The 20,075-nt window shown below is 72.3% G+C and carries 24 protein-coding genes; 13 read left to right on the top strand and 11 right to left on the bottom strand.

Features of this window, described 5'->3' with window-relative positions:
- Positions 1-42 precede the first annotated feature (42 nt).
- The gene (locus tag F0L17_RS12515; RefSeq protein ID WP_155071137.1) at positions 43-1,299 is read right to left on the bottom strand and encodes a phospholipase D-like domain-containing protein; all 1,257 of its coding nucleotides are present in this window, start codon (positions 1,297-1,299) and stop codon (positions 43-45) included.
- Between the two features lie 298 nt (positions 1,300-1,597).
- Between F0L17_RS12515 and F0L17_RS12510 the strand changes: the two genes are divergently transcribed.
- Both F0L17_RS12510 and F0L17_RS12505 read left to right on the top strand, forming a co-directional pair.
- Positions 1,598-1,759: a hypothetical protein gene (locus F0L17_RS12510; protein WP_155071136.1), complete on the top strand. Its 162-nt coding sequence runs from the start codon at positions 1,598-1,600 to the stop codon at positions 1,757-1,759.
- Positions 1,760-1,941: 182 nt separating this feature from the next.
- A complete protein-coding gene (locus F0L17_RS12505; RefSeq protein ID WP_155073550.1) occupies positions 1,942-2,322 on the top strand; it encodes a phosphotransferase in 381 nt (126 codons plus the stop codon).
- 157 nt (positions 2,323-2,479) lie between these two features.
- Here the strand turns inward: F0L17_RS12505 and F0L17_RS12500 are convergent, their stop codons facing one another.
- The 3 genes from F0L17_RS12500 to F0L17_RS12490 all read right to left on the bottom strand — a co-directional run bounded on the left by F0L17_RS12500 (position 2,480) and on the right by F0L17_RS12490 (position 6,441).
- Complete coding sequence (locus F0L17_RS12500; RefSeq protein WP_155071135.1) at positions 2,480-4,693, bottom strand: MMPL family transporter; 2,214 nt, start codon at positions 4,691-4,693, stop codon at positions 2,480-2,482.
- Between the two features lie 73 nt (positions 4,694-4,766).
- A complete protein-coding gene (locus F0L17_RS12495; RefSeq protein ID WP_155071134.1) occupies positions 4,767-5,375 on the bottom strand; it encodes a TetR/AcrR family transcriptional regulator in 609 nt (202 codons plus the stop codon).
- A gap of 145 nt (positions 5,376-5,520) precedes the next feature.
- Positions 5,521-6,441 carry an ANTAR domain-containing protein gene (locus F0L17_RS12490; protein ID WP_155071133.1) on the bottom strand — a complete coding sequence of 307 codons (921 nt, stop codon included), beginning with the start codon at positions 6,439-6,441 and terminating at the stop codon, positions 5,521-5,523.
- 172 nt (positions 6,442-6,613) lie between these two features.
- Here F0L17_RS12490 and F0L17_RS12485 point away from each other — a divergent pair, with 172 nt between their 5' ends.
- Entirely contained in the window at positions 6,614-7,420 is an 807-nt protein-coding gene (locus F0L17_RS12485; RefSeq protein ID WP_162466115.1) for an alpha/beta fold hydrolase, read from the top strand.
- 45 nt (positions 7,421-7,465) lie between these two features.
- Here the strand turns inward: F0L17_RS12485 and F0L17_RS12480 are convergent, their stop codons facing one another.
- Positions 7,466-8,434 (bottom strand): DMT family transporter, encoded by a 969-nt coding sequence (locus F0L17_RS12480; protein ID WP_155071131.1) that lies wholly within the window; start codon positions 8,432-8,434, stop codon positions 7,466-7,468.
- 102 nt (positions 8,435-8,536) lie between these two features.
- Between F0L17_RS12480 and F0L17_RS12475 the strand changes: the two genes are divergently transcribed.
- Positions 8,537-9,211, top strand: coding sequence for a TetR family transcriptional regulator (locus tag F0L17_RS12475; RefSeq protein ID WP_162466114.1), 675 nt, complete (start codon positions 8,537-8,539; stop codon positions 9,209-9,211).
- Between the two features lie 58 nt (positions 9,212-9,269).
- Here F0L17_RS12475 and F0L17_RS12470 read toward each other — a convergent pair whose 3' ends face one another.
- Both F0L17_RS12470 and F0L17_RS12465 read right to left on the bottom strand, forming a co-directional pair.
- Positions 9,270-9,662 carry a VOC family protein gene (locus F0L17_RS12470; RefSeq protein WP_162466113.1) on the bottom strand — a complete coding sequence of 131 codons (393 nt, stop codon included), beginning with the start codon at positions 9,660-9,662 and terminating at the stop codon, positions 9,270-9,272.
- Positions 9,659-9,961 (bottom strand): metalloregulator ArsR/SmtB family transcription factor, encoded by a 303-nt coding sequence (locus F0L17_RS12465; protein ID WP_162466112.1) that lies wholly within the window; start codon positions 9,959-9,961, stop codon positions 9,659-9,661. The genes F0L17_RS12470 and F0L17_RS12465 overlap by 4 nt, the downstream gene beginning before the upstream one ends.
- Positions 9,962-10,091: 130 nt before the next feature.
- Between F0L17_RS12465 and F0L17_RS12460 the strand changes: the two genes are divergently transcribed.
- Together F0L17_RS12460 and F0L17_RS12455 are read left to right on the top strand one after the other, a co-directional pair.
- Complete coding sequence (locus F0L17_RS12460) at positions 10,092-11,612, top strand: MFS transporter (RefSeq protein WP_338018064.1); 1,521 nt, start codon at positions 10,092-10,094, stop codon at positions 11,610-11,612.
- Positions 11,599-12,177 (top strand): TetR/AcrR family transcriptional regulator, encoded by a 579-nt coding sequence (locus tag F0L17_RS12455; protein ID WP_155071130.1) that lies wholly within the window; start codon positions 11,599-11,601, stop codon positions 12,175-12,177. The genes F0L17_RS12460 and F0L17_RS12455 overlap by 14 nt, the downstream gene beginning before the upstream one ends.
- Before the next feature lie 88 nt (positions 12,178-12,265).
- Here the strand turns inward: F0L17_RS12455 and F0L17_RS12450 are convergent, their stop codons facing one another.
- The 3 genes from F0L17_RS12450 to F0L17_RS12440 all read right to left on the bottom strand — a co-directional run bounded on the left by F0L17_RS12450 (position 12,266) and on the right by F0L17_RS12440 (position 14,014).
- On the bottom strand, positions 12,266-12,796 hold the full coding sequence (locus F0L17_RS12450) for a pyridoxamine 5'-phosphate oxidase family protein (protein ID WP_155071129.1): 531 nt from the start codon (positions 12,794-12,796) through the stop codon (positions 12,266-12,268).
- Positions 12,797-12,987: 191 nt separating this feature from the next.
- Positions 12,988-13,191, bottom strand: a complete 204-nt coding sequence (locus F0L17_RS12445) for a DUF397 domain-containing protein (RefSeq protein ID WP_155071128.1) — start codon at positions 13,189-13,191, stop codon at positions 12,988-12,990.
- Positions 13,192-13,201: 10 nt separating this feature from the next.
- Positions 13,202-14,014 carry a helix-turn-helix domain-containing protein gene (locus tag F0L17_RS12440; RefSeq protein WP_338018063.1) on the bottom strand — a complete coding sequence of 271 codons (813 nt, stop codon included), beginning with the start codon at positions 14,012-14,014 and terminating at the stop codon, positions 13,202-13,204.
- Between the two features lie 296 nt (positions 14,015-14,310).
- On the opposite strand from F0L17_RS12440, the gene F0L17_RS12435 reads away from it, so the two are divergent.
- From F0L17_RS12435 to F0L17_RS12405, 7 genes are read left to right on the top strand one after another with little or no spacing between them, the layout of a single operon-like run.
- Positions 14,311-14,739, top strand: coding sequence for an ATP-binding protein (locus F0L17_RS12435; protein ID WP_155071126.1), 429 nt, complete (start codon positions 14,311-14,313; stop codon positions 14,737-14,739).
- Entirely contained in the window at positions 14,736-15,344 is a 609-nt protein-coding gene (locus F0L17_RS12430) for a hypothetical protein (protein WP_155071125.1), read from the top strand. The genes F0L17_RS12435 and F0L17_RS12430 overlap by 4 nt, the downstream gene beginning before the upstream one ends.
- Complete coding sequence (locus F0L17_RS12425) at positions 15,341-15,679, top strand: hypothetical protein (RefSeq protein ID WP_202917865.1); 339 nt, start codon at positions 15,341-15,343, stop codon at positions 15,677-15,679. The genes F0L17_RS12430 and F0L17_RS12425 overlap by 4 nt, the downstream gene beginning before the upstream one ends.
- 55 nt (positions 15,680-15,734) lie before the next feature.
- Entirely contained in the window at positions 15,735-16,703 is a 969-nt protein-coding gene (gene tgmB, locus F0L17_RS12420) for an ATP-grasp ribosomal peptide maturase (RefSeq protein ID WP_155071124.1), read from the top strand.
- Positions 16,700-17,881 carry a methyltransferase domain-containing protein gene (locus F0L17_RS12415; RefSeq protein WP_338018062.1) on the top strand — a complete coding sequence of 394 codons (1,182 nt, stop codon included), beginning with the start codon at positions 16,700-16,702 and terminating at the stop codon, positions 17,879-17,881. Before tgmB ends, F0L17_RS12415 begins: the two co-directional genes overlap by 4 nt.
- A gap of 52 nt (positions 17,882-17,933) precedes the next feature.
- A complete protein-coding gene (locus F0L17_RS12410) occupies positions 17,934-18,563 on the top strand; it encodes an RNA polymerase sigma factor (protein ID WP_420802415.1) in 630 nt (209 codons plus the stop codon).
- Positions 18,560-19,573, top strand: a complete 1,014-nt coding sequence (locus F0L17_RS12405; protein ID WP_155071122.1) for a CU044_5270 family protein — start codon at positions 18,560-18,562, stop codon at positions 19,571-19,573. Before F0L17_RS12410 ends, F0L17_RS12405 begins: the two co-directional genes overlap by 4 nt.
- Here the strand turns inward: F0L17_RS12405 and F0L17_RS12400 are convergent.
- Positions 19,548-20,024 carry a hypothetical protein gene (locus F0L17_RS12400; RefSeq protein ID WP_155071121.1) on the bottom strand — a complete coding sequence of 159 codons (477 nt, stop codon included), beginning with the start codon at positions 20,022-20,024 and terminating at the stop codon, positions 19,548-19,550. The two genes, F0L17_RS12405 and F0L17_RS12400, sit on opposite strands and share 26 nt — an antisense overlap.
- Between the last annotated feature and the right edge of the window lie 51 nt (positions 20,025-20,075).

Raw genomic sequence — 20,075 nt, 5'->3', positions numbered from 1 at the left:
CCCCACCCGTCTCCCGTCCGTCCCGCCGTCCGGTCGCGCCGCTCACAGGAAGCGCCGGACGGGCAGGACGGCCGCCTCCTTCAGCCGCTGCGCGAGCGGACGCCGTCGCCAGCGCACGCCCCTGATGCGGACGCTGTGGCGCACGTCGTCGTCGAAGTCGCGGTCGAGCCGCGCGGTGAAGTCCTCGTCCAGCACGACGAGCATCACCTCCTCGTCGTGGTCCAGGGAGCGCCGGTTGAGGTTGGTGGAGCCCACCAGGGAGGCCACCCCGTCCACGGTGACGATCTTGGCGTGCATCATCGTCGGCTGGTAGTGCAGGATCCTCACCCCGCACGCCAGCAGGTCCTCGTAGAAGTTCTGTCCGGCCAGTTGGCACACCCGCTGGTCGGTGTGCGGACCGGGCAGCAGGATCTCCACCTCCACCCCGCGCCGGGCGGTGGCGCAGAGCAGCTCCACGAAGTACGGGTCCGGGGCGAAGTACGCCGTGGCCAGCCGCACCCGCTCCCGGGCCGTCTCCAGCACCACCCGCAGCAGCGTCTGCATGTCCTGCCAGCCGAAGCCGGCCGAGCCGCGCACCACCTGCACCACCGCGTCGCCCTGCGGTTCGTGCTCGACGAAGCGGTCCCGCTCGTCGAAGAGCACGTCGGAGCACTCGGCCCAGTTCTGCGCGAACGCGGCCGCGATCCCGTCCACGGCCGGACCGCGCACCCGGACGTGGGTGTCGCGCCACTCGCCCTCGTTCCGGGCGTCGCCGCACCACTCCTCGGCGATCCCCACGCCTCCGGTGTAGGCGACCTCCTCGTCCACCACCAGCACCTTGCGGTGGCAGCGGTGGTTCTGCTTCATCGGGGAGATCCACAGCGGTCTGCGGAACCAGGCGACCCGCACCCCGGCGTCGTCCATCAGCTCCAGCAGGTCCTTCTCGATCAGCCGGCTGCCGAAGCCGTCCAGCAGCAGCCGCACCCGGACGCCCGCGCGGGCCCGCTCCGCCATCGTGTGAGCGAACTCACGGGCGATCTCGCCGCGCCAGTACACGAACGTCATCATGTCGACGGTGTGCTCGGCGGTCCGGATGCTCTCCAGCATCGCCGGGAAGATCTCGTCGCCGTTGCGGAGCCGGACCAGGGAGTTGCCCTCGGTGGCGGCGATGCCGATCAGCCGCTCCAGCCGGCGTCTCAGCCGCCGCTTGCGCTCCTCGGCCGTCTCCCCGGCCGCGGCGGTGCCCACGGCCGTCTCCCCGGCCGGCACGTGCGGCTCCGCGCGCGTCCGGTCCCGTGTCAGCTCGTCTGTGTCGTCCATCGGTCCCTCTTCCCACGGGATCCGTGCCGGATCCCGTCGGAAATCGAAAATTCTCCCGAGGCGTATGCCCCGTCCGATGTGTTTCAGGGCGGGTATGGGACATTCCGCCGCCCCGGACCCCCGGCCGTCCCGGTCCGCCCGGAGACGGGCCCGCGCCCGGGACGTGCCGTGCGCCCCTGCGTGCGCTGTTGTCGAAGGGGGAAGGGGAACGGCACGGACCGCGCCGGCGCCATCCGTGGCGACCGCGACGGTTCCACGGTACGAGTCCCGCGAGGGCCCGGGAGGAAGGGGAACCGCCATGAGTTGGTACGCCCACGCCGCGCAGGGCGGCGCGCTCGTGAACCTGGCCGAGGAGGAGGGGGGCTTCCCCGGCGGCCTGGCCATAGCCCTGGTCTTCCTCGCCATCATGGTCGCCTGCCTGACCGCCGCCTACCTGGTCAAACGGAGCGCCCAGCGGTGACGGGGCCGGGCGGTGGGCCCGGCGGGAGATCCGGAGCGTCCCACCGCCCGCGCGGGTAGGGTCTCCTCCCGCACGGCGCCCGTGGAACCGCCGTGCGGGAGGGGACGAGAGCGTCCGGCACGAGAGCGTCCGGCACGAGCGCGTCCGACCCCGGGCCCTCCGTGGTGGTCGTCACCGGGGTGATGGCCTCCGGCAAGTCGACCGTCGCCCAACTCCGCCTGCGGTACCGCCTGTCGGCCTCGACGGCCGACGCCTACGCCGAAGCCGGCCGGACCGCCGTCGTCCAGGACGTCCTGCTCGGCGAGGAGCCGGCCCGCTACACCACCTTGGTCCATACGCGCCCGCTGTACGTGGTGGTGCTCGCCCCGGGCCCCGACGCGGTCGCGGCCCGCGAGGCGGGGCGCGCGAAGAAGGGGTACGGCGCGTGGACGGTCCGGGAGCCGGACCGCTCGTTGCGCGAGGAGACCCCGCGCCTGGGCCTGTGGCTGGACACCTCCGACCGGACGCCGGGGGAGACGGTGGACGCGATCCTGGCCGCCCTCCCCGCCGCCCGCGTCCGCTGACGCGCGCGGGCCCGGCCGCGGTCCCCCTTCCGGGGGAGCCGCGGGCCGGGCCCGTCGGCGCCACGCCGTTCCCCGTCCCCACGGGCTCGGCGTGGCCGGGGCCGTCGCGTCTCCGCTTCCGTTCGCGCGGCGGCCCCGTGCCGTGGTGCTCCCGGTGTCAGGAGCGGTTGGCGGCCGGCTCGGGTTCGGCCGGCGTGTCGGAGTCGGCCAGTTCGCGCTGGAGCTTCTCGCCCTCGACGTCCACGTTGGGCAGGGCCTTGTCCAGCCACCGCGGCAGCCACCAGGCGGACTTGCCCAGCAGGGCCAGGACGGCCGGGACGATCGCCATGCGGACGACGAACGCGTCGAAGAGGACGGCGATCGCCAGACCGAAGCCGATCATCTTGATCATCGACTCGGAGGAGCCGATGAACCCGGCGAAGACGCTGATCATGATCAGTGCGGCGGCGGTCACCACGCGGGCGCCGTGCTCGAAGCCGGTGACGACCGACTCGTGCGGGCTCTCGCCGTGGACGTGGGCCTCCCGCATCCGCGTGACCAGGAAGACCTCGTAGTCCATGGCCAGGCCGAAGACGAGCCCGATCAGGAAGATCGGCATCAGGCTCATCACCGGACCGGTCTGCTCCACGCCGAAGACGTCGGCCAGCCAGCCCCACTGGAAGACCGCCACGACGGCGCCGAGCGCGGCGATCACCGACAGCAGGAAGCCGAGCGCGGCCTTGAGCGGGACCAGGATCGAGCGGAAGACCACCATCAGCAGCAGGAAGGCCAGGCCGACCACGAGCGCCAGGTAGGGCGCCAGGGCGTCGTCGAGCTTCTGGGAGACGTCGATGGCCATCGCCGTCTGCCCGGTGACCAGCACCTCCGCGCCCGTGGCGGCGGCGATGTCGCCGGCCTCGGAGCGGATGTCGTGGACCAGGTCCTCGGTCGCGGTGCTGCTCGGCGCGGACGTCGGGATGACGTTGATCATCGCGGTGTCGCCGGCCTCGTTGAACGTGGCGGGGGTCACGGCGGCGACGCCCTCCAACTCCCGGACGGCGCCCGCGGTCCGCTCGGCGGCGGCCTGGGGGTCGTCGCTGCCCCGGGCGTCGACGGTCACGACCAGGGGGCCGTTGGTGCCCGGACCGAAGCCCTGCGCGATCAGGTCGTAGGCCCTGCGCTGGGTGGTGCTGGTGGGCTGGGAGCCGTTGTCGGGCAGGGCCAGCTCCAGGTCGGAGGCGGGCAGGGCGATCAGGCCGAGGCCCACCACGCCGGCCAGCAGCACCGCGACCGGGCGGCGCAGCACGAGCCGCGCCCAGCGGATGCCCGCGCCGGGCTTGTCCTTCGGCGCGGCGGCCTCGCCGTCGCCGAGGGAGCGCTGCTTGCGGGGCAGGACCCGCTTTCCGGCCAGGCCCAGCAGCGCCGGGATCAGGGTCAGGGCGACCAGGACGGCCAGGACGACGGCGCCGGCGGCGGCCAGCCCCATCTTGGTCAGGATCGGGATGTCCACGACCGCCAGGCAGACCAGCGCGATGACGACGGTGAGCCCGGCGAAGACCACGGCGGAACCGGCTGTTCCGACCGCGCGGCCGACGGCGTCCAGCGGCTTGCGGCCCTCGGCGAGTTCGGCGCGGTAGCGGGAGACGATGAACAGGGCGTAGTCGATGCCGACGGCCAGGCCGATCATGGTGGCCAGGATCGGCGTGGTGTTGTCGAGGTCCAGGACCCCGGTGAGCGCGGTGATCACCGAGACGCTGATGCCGACCCCGATCAGCGCGGTGATCAGCGGCAGGCCGGCGGCGACCAGCGCGCCGAAGGTGACCAGCAGCACGACGGCGGCGATGATCACGCCGATCACCTCGGCGCTGCCGGTCTCCGGGATCGTCGCCAGCGCGTCACCGCCGATCTCCACGGTCAGCCCGGCCTGACGGCCGTCCTCGGCGGCGGCCTTCAGGGCCTCGCGGGAGTCGTCGGTCAGCTCGAAGGCGTTCGTCTCGTAGGAGACCTGCGAGTAGGCGATGGTGCCGTCCGGGCTGACGGCCCGCGCCTGGAAGGGATCGACGGCCTGCTGGACCTGGGACCCCTCGGAGATCTCGGCGACGACCTCGCCGACGGCGGCCCTGTTCTCCGGGTCGGTGATCTTCTCGCCGTCCGGGGCCTGGAAGACCACCTGGGCGGTGGCGCCGTCGGGGCTGCTGCCGGGGAAACGTTCTTCCAGCAGCTCGAAGGCCTTCTGCGCCTCGGTGCCGGGGATGGATATGGAGGAGGACGCTGTCGAGGTGGAGGCGGCGGCGGCGCCGCCCGCGACCGCCAGCACCACCACCCAGAGCAGTGCGACCAGCCCGCGCCGCCGGAAGGCGAAGCGGCCGAGCCGGTACAGAAGCGTGGCCATGATGTGTAAGGGCTCCTGAGTCGGAGTGGACGGGATTTTCCAGATGCGGTGGCCCGTAGCGGAACCGGGCCGGTCAGGAGACGCCGAGCGCCGGGAAGACGATCGCCCGCAGGTAGCGCTCCAGGTATTCGGCGTCCGGGTCCTTGTTCTCCACCAGCCGGCGGGTGCCCAGCGCCCCCACCAGCAGGTGTACGACGAACTCGGTGGCGGGGTTGTCGGCGTCCAGCTCGCCGCGCTCGACGGCCCTGCGCATGATGGCGTCGAGCGTCTCCAACTCGGGCCGGATGTACAGGTCGTGCAGGGCCTGTTGGAGTTCGGGGTCCTTGGTGACGGCGTGGGCGAGGCCGCTCAGCAGGGCGTTGTCCTCGACCGCGTGCTTGGCGGCCTCCCGGGTGATCTGCCGCAGGTCCTCGGCGAGGGAGCCGGTGTCGATGCAGGAGGGGGAGAACCTGGCCAGGTGCCGCAGCGCGGTGGCGACCAGCTTCGGCTTGCTCTCCCACTGCCGGTACAGGGTCGCCTTGCTGGACCGGGTGCGGGCGGCCACCGCGTCCATCGTCAGTGCCTCGTAGCCGTGCTCGCGGACCAGGTCGACCACGGCCTCGAAGAGTTCCCGCTCCCGCTCCGGGGTCAGTCGGGTGCGCCGGCCGGAGGGGATGGCGGCGGCGGTCGACCGGTCGGTCATCCTGGACGCTCCATCGTGAACGAAACGGTTTCGTACACATGGGAGTGTAGGCACGGCCCCCGTCGGAGAACAAACGGACCGAAACGGTCCGGTCCCCGCCCGATCCCGGCGCGGGGCCGGTGGGGGCGGTGGGAGCGCCGGGAAGTCAGGACGCCGGACCCGCCGGACCCGGCGGGGCGAGCGGAGCCCGGGGGCGGGTTCCGCCGTCCGCTCCCGCCTCCGGGCGCCCTCCCGCACCGCTCCGCCGCTCCCTCCGCGCGACGGACCGGCGGCCGGAGGGGGCGGTACCCGACGGGAACTCCGGCAGGAGGAGCCCCGGTGGGGTGTCCTCGGCCCGCCGGACGAGGGCCGTGGCGATGTCGCGGAGCTTGACGTTGGTGCGTTGGGAGACGGTCACCAGGATCTGGAAGGCGTCCTCGGGGTTGCAGCGCCGCTCGGCCTGGACGATGCCGATGGCCTGGTCGATCACGGCCCGGGAGTGCAGCGCCTGCCGGAGCTGCTCGACCTCCTCCCGGAGTTCCTCCAGGCGCCGGACCTCGTCCGCCGCCTGGGCCAGGTGGCGCGCGTAGCCGCGTTGGGCGACCGCGGTGTGGGTGCGGGGGGTGGGGGTGTCGGTGCGCCGGTAGGCGTGTTCGATGCGGGCCAGCTCCTCGTGGAAGCCGGTGACGTCCTCGACGTGGTGCAGCAGCGCGGTGACCTCCCCGTCCGGGGCGAGGACGGGGCTGTTGAGGGGGAGCCAGTACTTCTCGCGGAAGCCGGTGGGGGAGTCGGGGAAGGGGATGTCGTACTTCTGGACCCCCATCGCGTCCTCGGTCCTTCGGGCCAGCACGCGCCGGAACGAGGCGTCCAGGTTGCGCACCCCGTCCGCGTCCGGGTCGTGCGGGTTGGCGGGGAAGGCGTCGAACATGTGCCGTCCGACCAGCTCCTCCCGCTCGCGGAACGTCACCGCCGCGTAGGAACGGTTGACGTCCCGGATCACCAGCGCGGTGTCGAGGACGAGGAGGGGCGAGACCGTGGTGTGGAATATCGCTTCGAAGTCCGCGGGCGTCGAGAAGGACGGTGCCATATACCGCCTCCTGCTCCGGAACCGCCGAACAATGTCCCCCGGTTTCCCGGGCGTTGCCGACGTCACAGGCGTCCGGCGCCGGCGGTGTCGGCGGGGGCGCCCCGACCGATGAGTTCGGCGGTCCGCTCCGGTCCACCCCCTGACGACCGAACGCCCCTGGGAGGAACGGCACGTGGGACTCGTGGACGCGAACGGAACGCCCCTGTACGTCGAGGAGCGCGGTGCGGGACCGGGTGAGCCGCTGGTGCTGCTGCACGGTGGGTACGGCGCGGGCGAGTCGTTCGCGCCCGTCCTGCCCGAGCTGGCCGAGGGACGCCGGGTCTTCCTGGTCGATCTCCAGGGCCACGGCCGCTCGCCGGACGCCGACCGCCCGTTGCGGCCGGAGACGATGGCCGACGACGTCGCCGCCCTGATCGGGCGCCTCGGCCTGGGGAGGGCGGACGTACTGGGCTACTCCATGGGCGCGGGCGTGGCCCTGCGCACCGTGATCCAGTACCCGGCCGTGGTGCGCCGTCTGGTGGCGGTCTCCTTCCCCGCGCGCCGGAGCGGCTGGTTCCCGGAGGTGACCGCCGAGATGGACCGGATGGACGCGGGGATGGCGGAGGCCATGCGGCGGTCACCGCTCCACGAGCGGTACGAACGGCTGGCGCCCCGGGTGGAGGACTGGCCGGTGCTGGTGGCCAAGACGGCCGAGATGCTGGGGCGGGAGTACGACTGGACGTCCGAGGTCTCGGGGATCACCGCGCCGACGCTGTTGGTCTTCGCCGACGCCGACGCGGTGCGGCCCGCGCACGTCGCGGAGTTCTTCGCCCTGCTCGGCGGCGGTCTGCGGGACGGCCGCCGGGACCACTCGGGGCGCCCGGTCTCCCGGCTGGCCGTCCTGCCCGGAGCCACGCACCACGACCTGCTGTCCTCCCCCCTGCTGGGCGGAGCGGTCGTCCCGTTCCTGGACGCCGACCTCCCGGGCGCCGCCGGGTGAGGGTCCCGGCGTGGAGGCTCCGGGTGGACGAGGGGGCGCGGGTTCTCAGGCCCGTCCGGTGCCGCACCGGCCCGGGAGGCGGTCCCCGTCCTCGGCCGGCTCGCCGGTCCGCACCGGTCGTGCGCGGCGTGTCCGGATCCGGGCGGACCGCGTGCCCCCGCGGTGGACGATGACGGCCGCGGCGAGGCCGAGGCCCAGCCCGACGACGGTCCGGGGTCCGAAGGGCTCGTCGAAGGCGAGGGCGCCCCACACGGCGGTGACCGGGGCCATGAGGAACATGAGGGTGTTGACCTTCGTCACCCCCGAGCGTTCGAGGACGAGCCAGTACAGGCCGTAGGCGACGAAGGTGGCCACGAGGGCGAGCCAGCCCACCGCGAACCAGAACGAGGGGTCCGCCGGTGGTGTCGCGGTACCGGTTCCGACCGCCAGGGCGGTGAAGAGAACGGTGCTGGTGGCGCAGTGCACGGTCATCGAGACGGTGGGGGCGACGCGGGTGCGGGACCGTTCCTCCAGGAAGGTCGCCGCCACCAGCGCGAGCATGCCGAGGAACGGAACGAGGTAGGCCCACCAGGCCGCCCCGGCGGCGGAGGAGGCGTCGGCGGTGGCGACCACGGCGGCGCCGCCCACGCCGAGCCACAGGCCGATCCACTGCCGGCGCGAGACGTACTGGCGCAGCAGGGGACCGGCGAGCGCTCCGGCGACGAGGGGTTGGATGCCGTCGATCAGGGCGGTGGTTCCGCTGGAGACGCCGAGCTGGATCGCGTAGTAGACGGTGAACAGGTAGGCGCTCTGCGACAGCAGGCCGATGGCGGCCTGCCTGCCCAGGACGCCTGCCGACAGTCCGCGCCAGGCGTCCCTGGCGCGGAGGGCGACGACGAGGGCCAGTACGGCGGTCAGCGGCAGGAAACGCCACATCAGGAGCGTGACCGCGGGCGCGCTCTCCGCCCCCAGCTTGGCCCCGATGAAACCGGAGCTCCAGCTCAGCACGAGCGCGCCCGAGAGCAGGGCGTTCATCGCCGTTCCCTCCGTAGGGCCGTCCGGCCGGACGGCGCGACGAGCCGGGGTAGACCGATCTGTCTACTCTGTGGAGTATACAGATCGGTCTACTATGGGGGTGTGGAGAACGGAACGGAGCCGAGGCGCGTCACGGTGACACCCGCCGCGAGACGGGTCCTGGAGGCGGCGGAGAGACTCTTCTACGGCCGGGGCATCCACGCCGTCGGGGTGGACCTGATCGCCGTCGAGGCGGGCGTGGCGAAGAAGACCATCTACGACCGGTTCGGCTCCAAGGAGCAGATCGTCGTGGAGTACCTGGCGGCCCGCGACGAACGGTGGAGGGCCTTCCTGGCCGACTTCCTCGACGCGGCACCGGGCGAACCGGTGGCACGCTGCCTGGCCGTCTTCGAGGCGTCCCGCGCGTGGGCCGAGGAGAACGGCTCCAAGGGGTGCGGCATGGTCAACGCCCATGCCGAGATCAGCGATCCCTCCCACCCGGCCCACGCCGTCATCACGGGTCAGAAGCGTTGGATGCTCGGGCTCTTCACGGACCTCGCCCGCGAGATCACCGCCGGCGGGGCCGCTGCCGGCGAGGCCACCGCCTCCGGGGGGCTCGAAGGGGATTCGGAGGCGGAGGAGCTGGGACGGACGCTCATGCTGTTGCACGAGGGCGCTCTCGTCGCCCACGGCCTGCGTGTCCTCCCCGACCCCTTCGGCCACGCCCGCGAGCAGGCGCGGCGCGCGGTGGAGGAGCCGCGCGCGCGGCGGGCGGCGGGGGCGCGCCGAGCGCGGTGACGATCCCGGACGGCCCCGGCCCGGACCCGGGCCGCCCCCGGGCCGTCCCGGAGCGGGCTCACCGCGGCCGTGTCGCGAGCTGGATCAGATTGCCGCAGGTGTCGTCGAAGACGGCGGTGGTGACGGGGCCCATCGCCAGGGGCTCCTGGGTGAAGCGGACGCCGAGGGCGCGCAGGCGCTCGTACTCCGCCTCCACGTCGGCGACGGCGAACTGGGCGAGCGGGATGCCGTCCTTGACGAGCGCGTCGCGGTAGGGCTTGACGGCCGGGTGGCCGGCGGGTTCCAGGAGGAGTTCGGTGCCGTCGGGCTCGTCGGGCGCGATGACGGTCAGCCACCGGGCCTCCTCGCCCAGGGGGACGTCGTGCTTCTTCACGAAGCCGAGGATCTCGGTGTAGAAGTGCTCGGCCTTGTCCTGGTCGTCGACGAAGACGCTGGTCAGATGGATCTTCACGGAGTGCTCTTCTCTGGTTCGGAGGGGGCGGGCGTGGGCCACCGCTCGGTTATCCGCCGCAGCGGCGCCGTGTTCAGGTCGTGGAACTTGTAGCGGCCCTCCCGTCTGGTTTCGACGAGCCCGGCGGCCTCCAGCAGGGCGAGGTGCTGGGAGACCGCCTGGCGCGAGATGCCGAGCCGGTGCTTCATGCTCAACCGCGAGCAGATCTCGAACAGGGTCTGTCCGGACTTCTCCGTGAGCTCGTCGAGGATGGTGCGGCGGGTGGGGTCGGCCAGGGCTTTGAAGAGGTCGTCGGCCACGGCCACAGAATAGGCAAGTATCTGCTTGCCTATCAAGCCGAGGGCCGCGGCCCGTGCGGTGAGGCGGCTCACTCCTTGACAAACCATTTGGACCGCTTAACCGACCAAATGGTTTGTTAGGGTCGATGATGTGATCGATGTGAATCCGACGCCGCGGCTCGCCGGCCCCCGCGAGTGGGCCGCGCTCGCCGTGCTCGTGCTCGTCGTGATGCTGCTCGCCATCGACGGCACGGTGCTGTACCTCGCCGTTCCGTCGCTGACCGAGGACTTGTCCCCGACGGCCACCCAGGTGCTGTGGATCGGTGACATCTACGCGTTCGTGCTGGCGGGACTGCTGATCACGATGGGCAATGTCGCCGATCGGATCGGTCGCAAGCGCCTCCTGCTGACGGGGAGCGCGGCGTTCGGCACGGCTTCCGTGCTCGCCGCCTTCGCGCCCGACGCGGAGACCCTGATCGCGGCCCGTGCCCTGCTCGGCGTGGCCGGGGCCACGCTGATGCCCTCGACCTTGTCGATCGTGCGCGCCGTGTTCCTCGACCCCGCGCAACGGACCCGCGCGATCGCGCTCTGGTCCGTCGGTGCCACCGCGGGAGCCGCTCTGGGGCCGCTGGTGGGCGGTGTGCTCCTGGAGCACTTCTGGTGGGGGTCGGTGTTCCTGATCAACGTGCCGATCATGGTGCTGGCGCTGGTCGGCGGGTGGTTCCTCCTGCCGGAGTCCCGCGGCACCGCCGGCCGACGGATCGACCTGACCTCCTCGGTGCTCTCGATCCTGGCGATCGTGCCCCTGGTGTATGCCGTCAAGCGCTGGATCGGCAGCGGACCCGACACGATCGTGCTCCTCGCCGCCGCCGTGGGAGCGCTGGGCGGGTGGGCCTTCCTGCGCCGACAGACACGCCTGGACGTTCCGCTGCTGGACGTCTCGCTGTTCCGGCTCCCCGCTTTCGCCGGCGCCGTCGGCGCGAACGCGCTGGCCATCTTCGCCTTCCTCGGCCTGCTCTTCTTCTTCTCCCAGTACCTGCAGATGGTGCGGGGCTACGGGCCGCTGCACGCCGGGCTCGCCGAGCTGCCCGGAACCGGTGCCGCCATCGTGGTGATCGCCGTGATCGGCTTCCTGGTCGCCCGGCTGGGCACGGGGCGCTCCATCGGCTTCGGCCTCGGTCTGGGAGCCCTCGGACTCGCCGGGATCGGCGCGACCGCGCCCTGGACCTCCTACTGGGGACTGGGAGCCTCACTGGCCGTCCTGGGCCTCGGGATCGGGATCGCGATGACGCTGTCGACCGACTCGGTGGTCGGTGTGGTGCCGAAGGAACGGTCGGGTGCCGCGGCCGCCATCGCGGAGACCGGTTACGAACTCGGCGGCGCCCTCGGTATCGCGGTCCTGGGATCGTTGCAGACGGCGGTGTACCGCGCACGGCTGGAGCTGCCGGGGAACCTGGGCGCGGGGGAACACGCCACCGTCAACGAGTCATTGGCATCGACGCTGGCCACGATCGATGATGGCGCGGTCGTCGCCGCCGCGCGGGACGCGTTCGCCTCGGCGATGCGGACGACGTCGTTCGTCGCGGCCGTCCTGCTGCTGGTGGCGGCCGTGATCGCCTGGCGAGTGATCCCGTCGAGCCCCGTGACGAAGGTGCACCATGACGTTGCCTGAACGAGAACCGCTGCGCGACCGTGAGCGCACGCGCCGCGCGATCCTGGAAGCGGCGGAGCAGGCGTTCGAGCAGCGGGGGGCCAAGGCCAGCCTCGCGGAGATCGCGGCGCTCGCCGGAGTCACCAAGAGCGGGCTGATGCACCACTTCCGGAGCCGGGAGGAGCTGATCGGCCAGGTGATCGAGCACACCATCGGCCGCTGCTGGGAGGAGGTCCGGGCCCACGTCGATCTCTCCGAGAACCGCCCCGGCAAGTTCACCCGCGGATATGTCCGCGCCTTCACCGGGGGGAGCGAGTACCTGACCCGCGTCTTCAGCCCCAGCGGTCTGCTCGCCGCACTGGGCGTCCTGGAGGTCGCGGAGTGCGCCGAAGCGCTCCAGCAGGCCGACGCCCGCGCCTGGAACGAGGCGTTCGAAGCCGACGGCCTGCCACCGGGACGGGCCCTGACCATCCGCTACGCCGCGGAAGGGCTGATCGCCGCGATGAACACGCCGTATCTGACCCCGGAACAGCTTGCCCAAGCGCGCGCGGAACTCCTGGCGCTCACCGAGGTGGAGCGGGCTTGAAGCCCGCGGTCGGGGAACTCCCGACGCGACGAGCCGCGCTTGGGCCGCTGTGCCGTTGCCGGGACGGCGCCGGGCGGCGTGCCGCGGATCAGGACCGGTCGGACGCGGTGAGCTTCGCGAAGTCGGGAGCGTAGACGGTCATCCAGTGCGGATGCAGCCGGTAGTAGACCACGTCGTCGTCCCAGTCGAAGGCGTCCCCGCCGTAGAAGTCCTTGAAGTACGCGAGCAGGTCCGGCCAGTCCGCGGCCGGTTCGCCGCCTTGGGGGTTGAGGACCTCCACCGTGCCGTGCGTGAACACACCCAGGTCCTCGCCGCGCAGGTGCGCGGCGCTGACGGCGGGCCGCGCGGCGAGGTGGCGGGCCTTGGCGGCGTCGCGTGCCGTGCCGAAGTGCCACTTCCCGTGCAGGAAGTGCCCGTCCGCGCCGCTGATCCGCGGTTCGCCCTTCGCCGTCACGGTGGACAGGGCGAGGGTGCACATCCCGGTGAGGACCCGGGTGAGTTGCTCCGCGGTCAGCGTGCTCCCGGTGGTGATGATCGAGCGGAGGTGCGAGGTGGAGCGGGAGAGCGAGGCGTCGAGGAGTTCTTGGAGTGCTGCGAGTTCTTCCGGCGTTTCACGCATGGAGGTCCTTGTCCGTTCGTGGGAACCCGGCCCGCGTCCACCGTTGGCGCCGGCCGGTGGGACCATGCTCGACCCGAAACCCGACACCTTGTGTCGTGTTTCTTCGCTCGTCCTGCGGATGTCACCGGACTGCCCGGCCGGACGCCGCCGTGCGGGTGCTCCGCCCCACCGGCACACCACGAAGGATGACTTCAGCGATCGACGAAGTGGTCGAACTCGCCCGCCTTGACGCCCTTGAGGAAGGCGTCGAGCTTCGCGGGCGTGGTGACGACGATCTCGTCGGGTCTGTCGCTCTCGCGTATGAGGACGCGATCGCCGTCCCGCGTGACCTCGACGCAGTTGGCTCCTTCTCCCTCGGAGAAAGAGGATTTCGTCCAGGTAGTGGAGTCGGGCATGCCGGACACCTCACAAGTCCTTGATGATTTTCCTGATCATGGTGCGCGTCTTGTCGGTACTGAGGGGAACTTCCTCCAATGCGCTGTACACCGCCCTGTACTTGTCCAACTGGGCGTGCGCATCCAGAAACGCGGAACCGTATGCGCTGTCCAGCAGGACCGTGTCCAGTTGAGGAACGGGACCACCTGCGTACAGCACGGATTGGGACGAGCCGATGAACCTTTCGGAGGTGAAGGGGACGACTCGCACGGTGACGCTCGGCCACTCGGTTACTTCCAGCAGGTAGTCGAGCTGGGAGCGAGCCACCTTCCGACCGCCGTAGTGCATGCGTAGCGCGGCCTCGTGGATGATCGCCTCGAATGGTGTCGGCTGGTCGCGTTCGAAGATCACACGTCGTCTCGCGCGGTGCTCGACTCTGGCATCGACCTCGCTTCGGGGAAGCGGTGGGATAACTTCCTCGAAAAGCTTTCTCGAGTAGTCCTCCGTCTGGAAGATGCCGGGCACCGTGAGCGTCTGGAGCGAGCGCAGATAGGCGGCGTGGTACTCAAGCTCCGCTACGTTGAGGAATGACGGCGGCAGGATGCCTCGATATTCTTCCCACCACCCCTTGGTGCGGTCTTCGGCGATCTCGCACAGCGCGTCGATCAGTTGTTGGTCGCCGGCGGAGTAGAAGGCGGCGAGTCGCCGTACGCGTTCCGCACTCACACCCCAGCGCCCCGACTCGATGTGGCTGATCTGAGCCTGGTTGCCGCCGAGCAGTTCTCCTGCCTCGCGAGCAGTGAGACCGGATGCCTCGCGCAACTTCCGCAGCTCTGCGCCCAAGCGGGCCTGACGTGCTGTGGGGCTGCTTCTGGGTGGCATTGATCCTCTCCCGATAGGCGGTCCAAGTGTGCCGTGCGTCCGCTCCGGCGGTCCACTCGTGAGTGAAGATCCTGTCACATGGTTGTGACGGCACATGTATGTGCCTTACGGTTCGATGCGCAGCGTGAACACCAGTGAACCCGCAGTGCAGTTGCCCTTCCCTGCCCATGTGCCGAAGCGGCGCGGGTGGAGCGACCGAGCCACGGTGGTGGACGCGCGTGCCGGTACCTCGTAGACGAACCGCGCAGGAGGCACGGATGACCGTGACCACGTCGAACAGCCCCACCACCCACTACCGGCTGACCGCCCCCGCCATACCGACCACCCCCAGAGTGGCCCGTGAGGCGGTCGCGGCCTGGCTGTGGGCCGCCGGGCACCACGGACTGTTGGACACCGCCCGCACGCTGGTCAGCGACGTGGTGACCAACGTGGTCGTGCACACCCGTGTACCGCACCTGTCGGTGGAGGCCGCCGTCACGCGCCTGGGCGTGACCGTCTCCGTCTGGGACGGCGACCAGCGCGGCGTCCCGCGCTCGCGCCGCGCGGACGCGGACGACACCACCGGACGCGGGTTGTACCTGGTCGAGACCCTCAGCCACGCCTGGGGCGTGAGCTGGACGGGCGGGGCGGAGCCGGCCGGCAAACGGGTCTGGTTCGAACTGCGCGCCGCGCGCGAGGGGACGTGAGCGCCGTGGACTTCATCGCCGTGTGCCTGGGCGGACTGATCACGGCCGTCAGCGCGGCCCTGATCGGCTTCACCCTCGCCTCCGCCCGCGCCCCGTACGCGTCCGGCGGCGTGTGGTGCGAGGCCACCGTCGTGGAGGAGGGCACCCGCCGGGAGTGGCTGCTGGGCGGTCACCGGGCCCGCAGTCCTCGTCGTGCCCTGCGCTGGATACGTGCCCAGGCCCCGCGCCTGGCCGATCGCATCGACCCGTCGCCCCACGCCCGTTGGGCGTCCTCCGGTCTGCTCCGCCCGTACGACGGGGCCGGCCCGGACGCCGCCGCGCTCCTGCGCCGTTGGCCGTCGGACGGGGTCGCGCACCGTGACGCCCTGCGGGCCCTGGAGGACGGCGGCCTCTACGTCCTCACCGTCCCGGACGGCGACGGCCTGCGCTACCGGATCTCCGTCCGGTCGCTGGGCGGGGCGGGGGGTCGCAGCATGGCCGGAAAACCGGCTTACGGCCGCCGTGGGACGGAGAAACTCACCACGGGGACGTTCCGCCGAGCGGGGGCCGGTGGCCGGGCGGGCGCGAGGAGCGCCGTCCCCTCCAAGCAGAAGGGGGAGTCATGAGCACGACAATCCTGGACGAGCGCACCGGGACCGGCCTGGTCCTGGACAGACCGGAGGACAGATTCCCGCTGGACCGGGGCGCGGCTCCGGACCTGCCGGACCTGACCGACCACCGGGGCCCGGCACCGCTCGCCTTCCGGTTCCTCACCGCCGTCTCCGGCTCGGGCGGTGTGCTGCCGGAGGACATCGCCTACGACGAGGAGACGCAGACCGGCGTCTACCAGGGGCTTCCACCGGGGGTCTTCATGACGCGGAACCCGCCGAAGACCTACGGACCGACGCAGCCCACCGGCGAGTTGGACGCGCCGGACGACCCGGGCCCGAGCGACGACTGACGGCCGGCGGACCGTGACGGACGACCGATGAGGGACGACCGATGACGGACGACCGATGACCACGGCCGGAACGGTCCTCGTCCTGGCGGGCCGCTTCGACCCCACCGCCGACCTGGTGGTCGAGGAGCTGAACCGGCGCTCCGTGCCCGTCTTCCGCACCGACCTGGCGGACTTCCCGCAGCGACTGGCGCTCGCCGCGAGGTTCGAGGGGACGGAGTGGGGCGGCACGCTCCGCACGGAGCGCCGGACGCTGGAACTGCGGTCCGTGCGGAGCGTCTACTACCGCAGGCCGGCCCGGCCCCGGTTCCCCGACGCCATGTCGCCCGACGCGCGCGCGGTGGCGGAACGGGAGGCGCGACGCGGTTTCGGCGGACTGCTGACGGCGCTGCCGGTCCGGTGGCTGCCGCCGCCGGGCCGGGCCGCCGACGCCGAGTACAAGCCGCTGCAACTGCGCGTCGCGGCCGAGTCCGGACTGACCGTGCCGCGCACGCTGATCACCAACGACCCGGATGCGGCACGGGAGTTCGGCGACGCGCTCGGCGGCCCGCTGGTGTTCAAGCCGTTCACGCCCGTGCGCGGGACGGCCGGCGGGGAGTCGGTGGCGACGTACACCAGCGTCGTCGGCGTCGAGGACCTGTCGCACCCGGACGTGGCCACCACGGCGCACCTGTTCCAGGAGTGGGTGCCCAAGGCGTACGAGGTGCGGCTGACGGCCGTCGGCGGACGGCTCTTCGCCACCGAGATCCACGTGGACTCGGCGGCCGGACACGTGGACTGGCGCAGCGACTACGCCGGCCACAGTTACCGGGTGTGCGAGCCGCCGGCGGCCGTCGCCGCCGGAGTACGCCGGACGATGGACACCCTCGGGCTCCCCTACGGCGCGTTCGACTTCGTCGTCACGCCCGACGGGGAATGGTGCTTCCTGGAGGTGAACCCGGGCGGGCAGTTCGGGTTCGTGGAGCAGGCGACCGGTCTGCCGATCACGGCCGCCGTCGCCGACTGGCTGGAAGGGAAAGGGACGTGAACTCGGACGGGGGCGAGGACGACGGAGACCTCATCGAGGCGAGAGTCGAACTGGTGCGGCGGATGGACGAGGGAGGTGTGGTCCTCTCCTCCCGGCTCGCCGAGACCTTCCTGAACGTGCCGCGCCATCCGTTCGTCCCGGTGTTCTACCGCAGGGACGGGGAGCGCTTCGTCCCCTGGCGCAGGTCGGACGGGGACGCCCGGGAGTGGGCGGCCCGGGTGTACGCGGACGACTCCCTGATCACCGAGGTGGACGGGGTGCACGCGGAGGACGCCGGGACGGAGGCCGTCACGGGCGTCCCCACCTCGTCCTCGACCGCGCCGAGCCTGATGGCCGACATGCTCGACGCCCTGGACGTCGAGCCGGGCGCGCGGGTGCTGGAGATCGGTACCGGGACGGGGTACAACGCGGCGCTGCTGTGCCGGCTCGCCGGGGCGGAGAACGTGGTGACCGTGGACGTCTCCGCGCGCCTGACCGCCGCGGCCGAGGAACGGTTGGGCGCGCTGGGGCTGTCGCCGGTGGTGCGGGCGGCCGACGGGGCGGCGGGCGCGCCCGGACACGCGCCGTTCGACCGCCTCATCGCCACCTGCTCGGTGCGGCGCGTCCCCGACTCCTGGCTTGACCAGTGCATGACGGGCGGCCTGTTGGTCGTCCCGCTCAAGGGAACCCTGGCCGGCGGAATGCTGGCCCGACTGACGAAGCTCCCGGACGGGACCGCCGCCGGACACCTGCTGCACACCCCGGCGGCCTTCATGCCGCTGCTGTCCGGCCCCCGACCGGCGGCGGCGCCCCCGGAACCGGCGGACGGACACCACCGAGGCTCGCCGCTGTCCGGCAGCGTGCTGGACGACTGGACGTTCTCCTTCTTCGCCCAGCTCCACCTGGGACCGACCGTCGAACGCGACCACCACCGCACCGACGACGGCCGGCACGTCACCACACTGCACGACCCCGAGGACGGCTCCCGCACGCGGGTGACCGACCACGGCCGGCGGTCCGGCGCGGCGGTCGTCGCCGCCGGGCCCCGGGACCTGTGGGAACGGGTCGAGCGCGCCCACGCGCGGTGGCGGACGCTGAACCGGCCCCGCCGCGAGTGGTTCACCGTCCGCGTCACGCCACGGGCCCAGACCCTCGCGTACGCCGAACCCGGCGGCCGGACGCACACCTGGGAACTGTGACGGCCCGACGGCCCCGGGAACCGGTCCTCGGCGAGCGGACAGTGACAGGGGCGTGGAGACCAACCAGGAGGAACTGAGGGCCCGGATACGGTCCGGTGACGCCGACGCCTTCGGAACGCTCTTCGACCGGTACGCGAAGTCGGTCTACAACCACGCCTTCCGGCTGACGGGGGACTGGTCGACGGCCGAGGACGTGGTGTCGCTGACGTTCCTGGAGGCGTGGCGCCTGCGCGGACGGATCGGGGCCGAAGGCGGCTCGCTGCGGCCCTGGCTGCTGGGCCTGGCCACCAACACGGTCCGCAACAGGCGCCGCGCCGCCCGCCGACACGCCGCCGCCGTCGCCCGGCTGCCGCCACCGGCGGAGGAACGCGACTTCGCCGACGACGTCGCGGGCCGGATGGACGACGCGGCCCGACTCGACGTCGTACGCACCGCGCTCGCGGCCCTGCGCCGCCCCGAGCGCGAGGTGCTCGCCCTGTGCGCCTGGGAGGGGCTGGACTACACGGCCGCCGCCGAGGCCCTGGGCGTACCCGTCGGCACCGTCCGCTCCCGGCTGTCCCGGGGACGGAGGAAGTTGACCGCCGCGCTGGAGGAACGGTCCCGCGACGGGGCCCGTGACGGCGGACGGACGGACGACAGGCGCGCTTCCGTGAACAGGCTCGCCCGGGAGGGAAACCGATGACCACGCCCACCGAACACCCCGAACACCCCGAACTCCCCCGACCCGGCGAGCGGGACCTCCCGCCCGGCCGCCGCCGGCTCCTCAGGGAACACCTGATGACCGAGGTGGCCCGGGACGGACGGACCGACGCGCCACCGGCCCCGCGGCCACGCCGGCTGCGCCCCTCGCTCGTCACCGGGACCGTGGCGGCGGCCGTCGTCGCCACGCTCACCGTGGCCCTGCCCTCCGACCTCCCCGACCGGGGGGCGCCGCCCGCGTCCAGGGAGGCGGTGGTGCTGCTGGAGGAGGTGGCGTACGCCGCCGAGCACCGGAAGGTGCCGGACGGCATCCGGGACGACCAGTTCGTCTACGTCGAGAGCCTGGCCGCCCACAGCCGGCACGAGGAGGGGAGGAAGGCCGTGGTGGAGCCCGTCCACCGGCGCGAGGCCTGGCGCTCCGTGGACGGCACCCGCTGGGGACGGGCGCACGCGGACAGCGAGTACGGCCCCCTCACGTTCGACCTGGAGCCCGAGACCCCGGGCATCCCCGCCAACACCAACTACCGGCGCCTCCAGACCCTGCCGACCGACCCCGGCGAGATGCTCGACTGGTTGTACGCGACGAGCGAGGGCGGTGCGGAGGGCGACGACCAGGACGCCTTCGAACTCGTGAGCACCCTGGTGCGCGAGTCGCTGCTGCCGCCGGACGTCGCCGCCGCGCTGTTCCGGGCCGTCGCCCGGATCCCGGGGGTCGTCCTCGTCGAGGACTCCGTCGACGCGGCGGGCCGCCACGGGGTCGCCGTCGCGCGGGAGAACCGCGGGGAACGCGTGGAGCTGATCTTCGACCGGAGGACGAAGGTCTACCTCGGCGAGCGCGTCGTGGCGACCGAGGACTCCCCCGACGGACTGAGGGAGGGGCAGGTCATCGGACGCCACGCGGTCCTGGAGCGGGGGATCGTCGACGAGATCGGCGAGCGGCCCCGACGGGCTGGCGGGCCGGGACCGGTCACCCGGTCCCCACGTCCTCGGTGATGCTCCTGGCCCTGATGTAGGGCTCGCCCTGGTAGTCGCGGTACAGGCCGTCCGAGAGGTTCACACCCAGCTCCTCCTGGACCTCCTGGAGATCGAACTCGCGCACGGTGCCGGTGACGCGGACCACGTCGTCCTGGTCGACGGGCGGCATGTCCCCCTCCACGACCAGCATCGGCTCGACGCCTCCCGGCTCGTCGCCGCCGACGGTGAAGGCCCAGGGGGAGACGACGTCGGCGACCCGGCCCTCGATCGTCCGCTCCTCACCGACGACGGACCCCCCGTCGCCGTCCTCGAACGCCTCCCGGATCTCGGTGATGCCCTCGGACCCCCGACCTCCGCACCCCGACAGGACGAGAACCCCGAGAACCCCGAGGACCCCGAGGGCGAGGCGCGCCAGGGCGGGCGGCACCACCGCCGGACGCCGCCGCGAACGGCTCCGAACACCCCACATGGGCCTCTCCTCTCCCGGCCGGGGTCCCGGCGAGACGGTTTTCGGACACAA

Origin of the sequence: Streptomyces taklimakanensis, from assembly GCF_009709575.1 — a bacterium.
In the GTDB taxonomy this organism is placed as follows: domain Bacteria; phylum Actinomycetota; class Actinomycetes; order Streptomycetales; family Streptomycetaceae; genus Streptomyces; species Streptomyces taklimakanensis.
The sequence above is the reverse complement of the archived record's forward strand: the minus strand, read 5'-3'. Positions and strand labels throughout refer to the sequence as shown.

Coding starts and splice junctions, on each gene's coding strand:
- F0L17_RS12515 (WP_155071137.1), bottom strand. CDS start 1,299: ATGGACGACACAGACGAGCTGACACGGGACCGGACGCGCGCGGAGCCG.
- F0L17_RS12500 (WP_155071135.1), bottom strand. CDS start 4,693: ATGGCCACGCTTCTGTACCGGCTCGGCCGCTTCGCCTTCCGGCGGCGC.
- F0L17_RS12490 (WP_155071133.1), bottom strand. CDS start 6,441: ATGGCACCGTCCTTCTCGACGCCCGCGGACTTCGAAGCGATATTCCAC.
- F0L17_RS12445 (WP_155071128.1), bottom strand. CDS start 13,191: ATGCCCGACTCCACTACCTGGACGAAATCCTCTTTCTCCGAGGGAGAA.
- F0L17_RS12405 (WP_155071122.1), top strand. CDS start 18,560: ATGACCACGCCCACCGAACACCCCGAACACCCCGAACTCCCCCGACCC.
- F0L17_RS12455 (WP_155071130.1), top strand. CDS start 11,599: ATGACGTTGCCTGAACGAGAACCGCTGCGCGACCGTGAGCGCACGCGC.
- F0L17_RS12425 (WP_202917865.1), top strand. CDS start 15,341: ATGAGCACGACAATCCTGGACGAGCGCACCGGGACCGGCCTGGTCCTG.
- F0L17_RS12495 (WP_155071134.1), bottom strand. CDS start 5,375: ATGACCGACCGGTCGACCGCCGCCGCCATCCCCTCCGGCCGGCGCACC.
- F0L17_RS12510 (WP_155071136.1), top strand. CDS start 1,598: ATGAGTTGGTACGCCCACGCCGCGCAGGGCGGCGCGCTCGTGAACCTG.
- F0L17_RS12400 (WP_155071121.1), bottom strand. CDS start 20,024: ATGTGGGGTGTTCGGAGCCGTTCGCGGCGGCGTCCGGCGGTGGTGCCG.
- F0L17_RS12435 (WP_155071126.1), top strand. CDS start 14,311: ATGACCGTGACCACGTCGAACAGCCCCACCACCCACTACCGGCTGACC.
- tgmB (WP_155071124.1), top strand. CDS start 15,735: ATGACCACGGCCGGAACGGTCCTCGTCCTGGCGGGCCGCTTCGACCCC.
- F0L17_RS12480 (WP_155071131.1), bottom strand. CDS start 8,434: ATGAACGCCCTGCTCTCGGGCGCGCTCGTGCTGAGCTGGAGCTCCGGT.
- F0L17_RS12505 (WP_155073550.1), top strand. CDS start 1,942: ATGGCCTCCGGCAAGTCGACCGTCGCCCAACTCCGCCTGCGGTACCGC.
- F0L17_RS12450 (WP_155071129.1), bottom strand. CDS start 12,796: ATGCGTGAAACGCCGGAAGAACTCGCAGCACTCCAAGAACTCCTCGAC.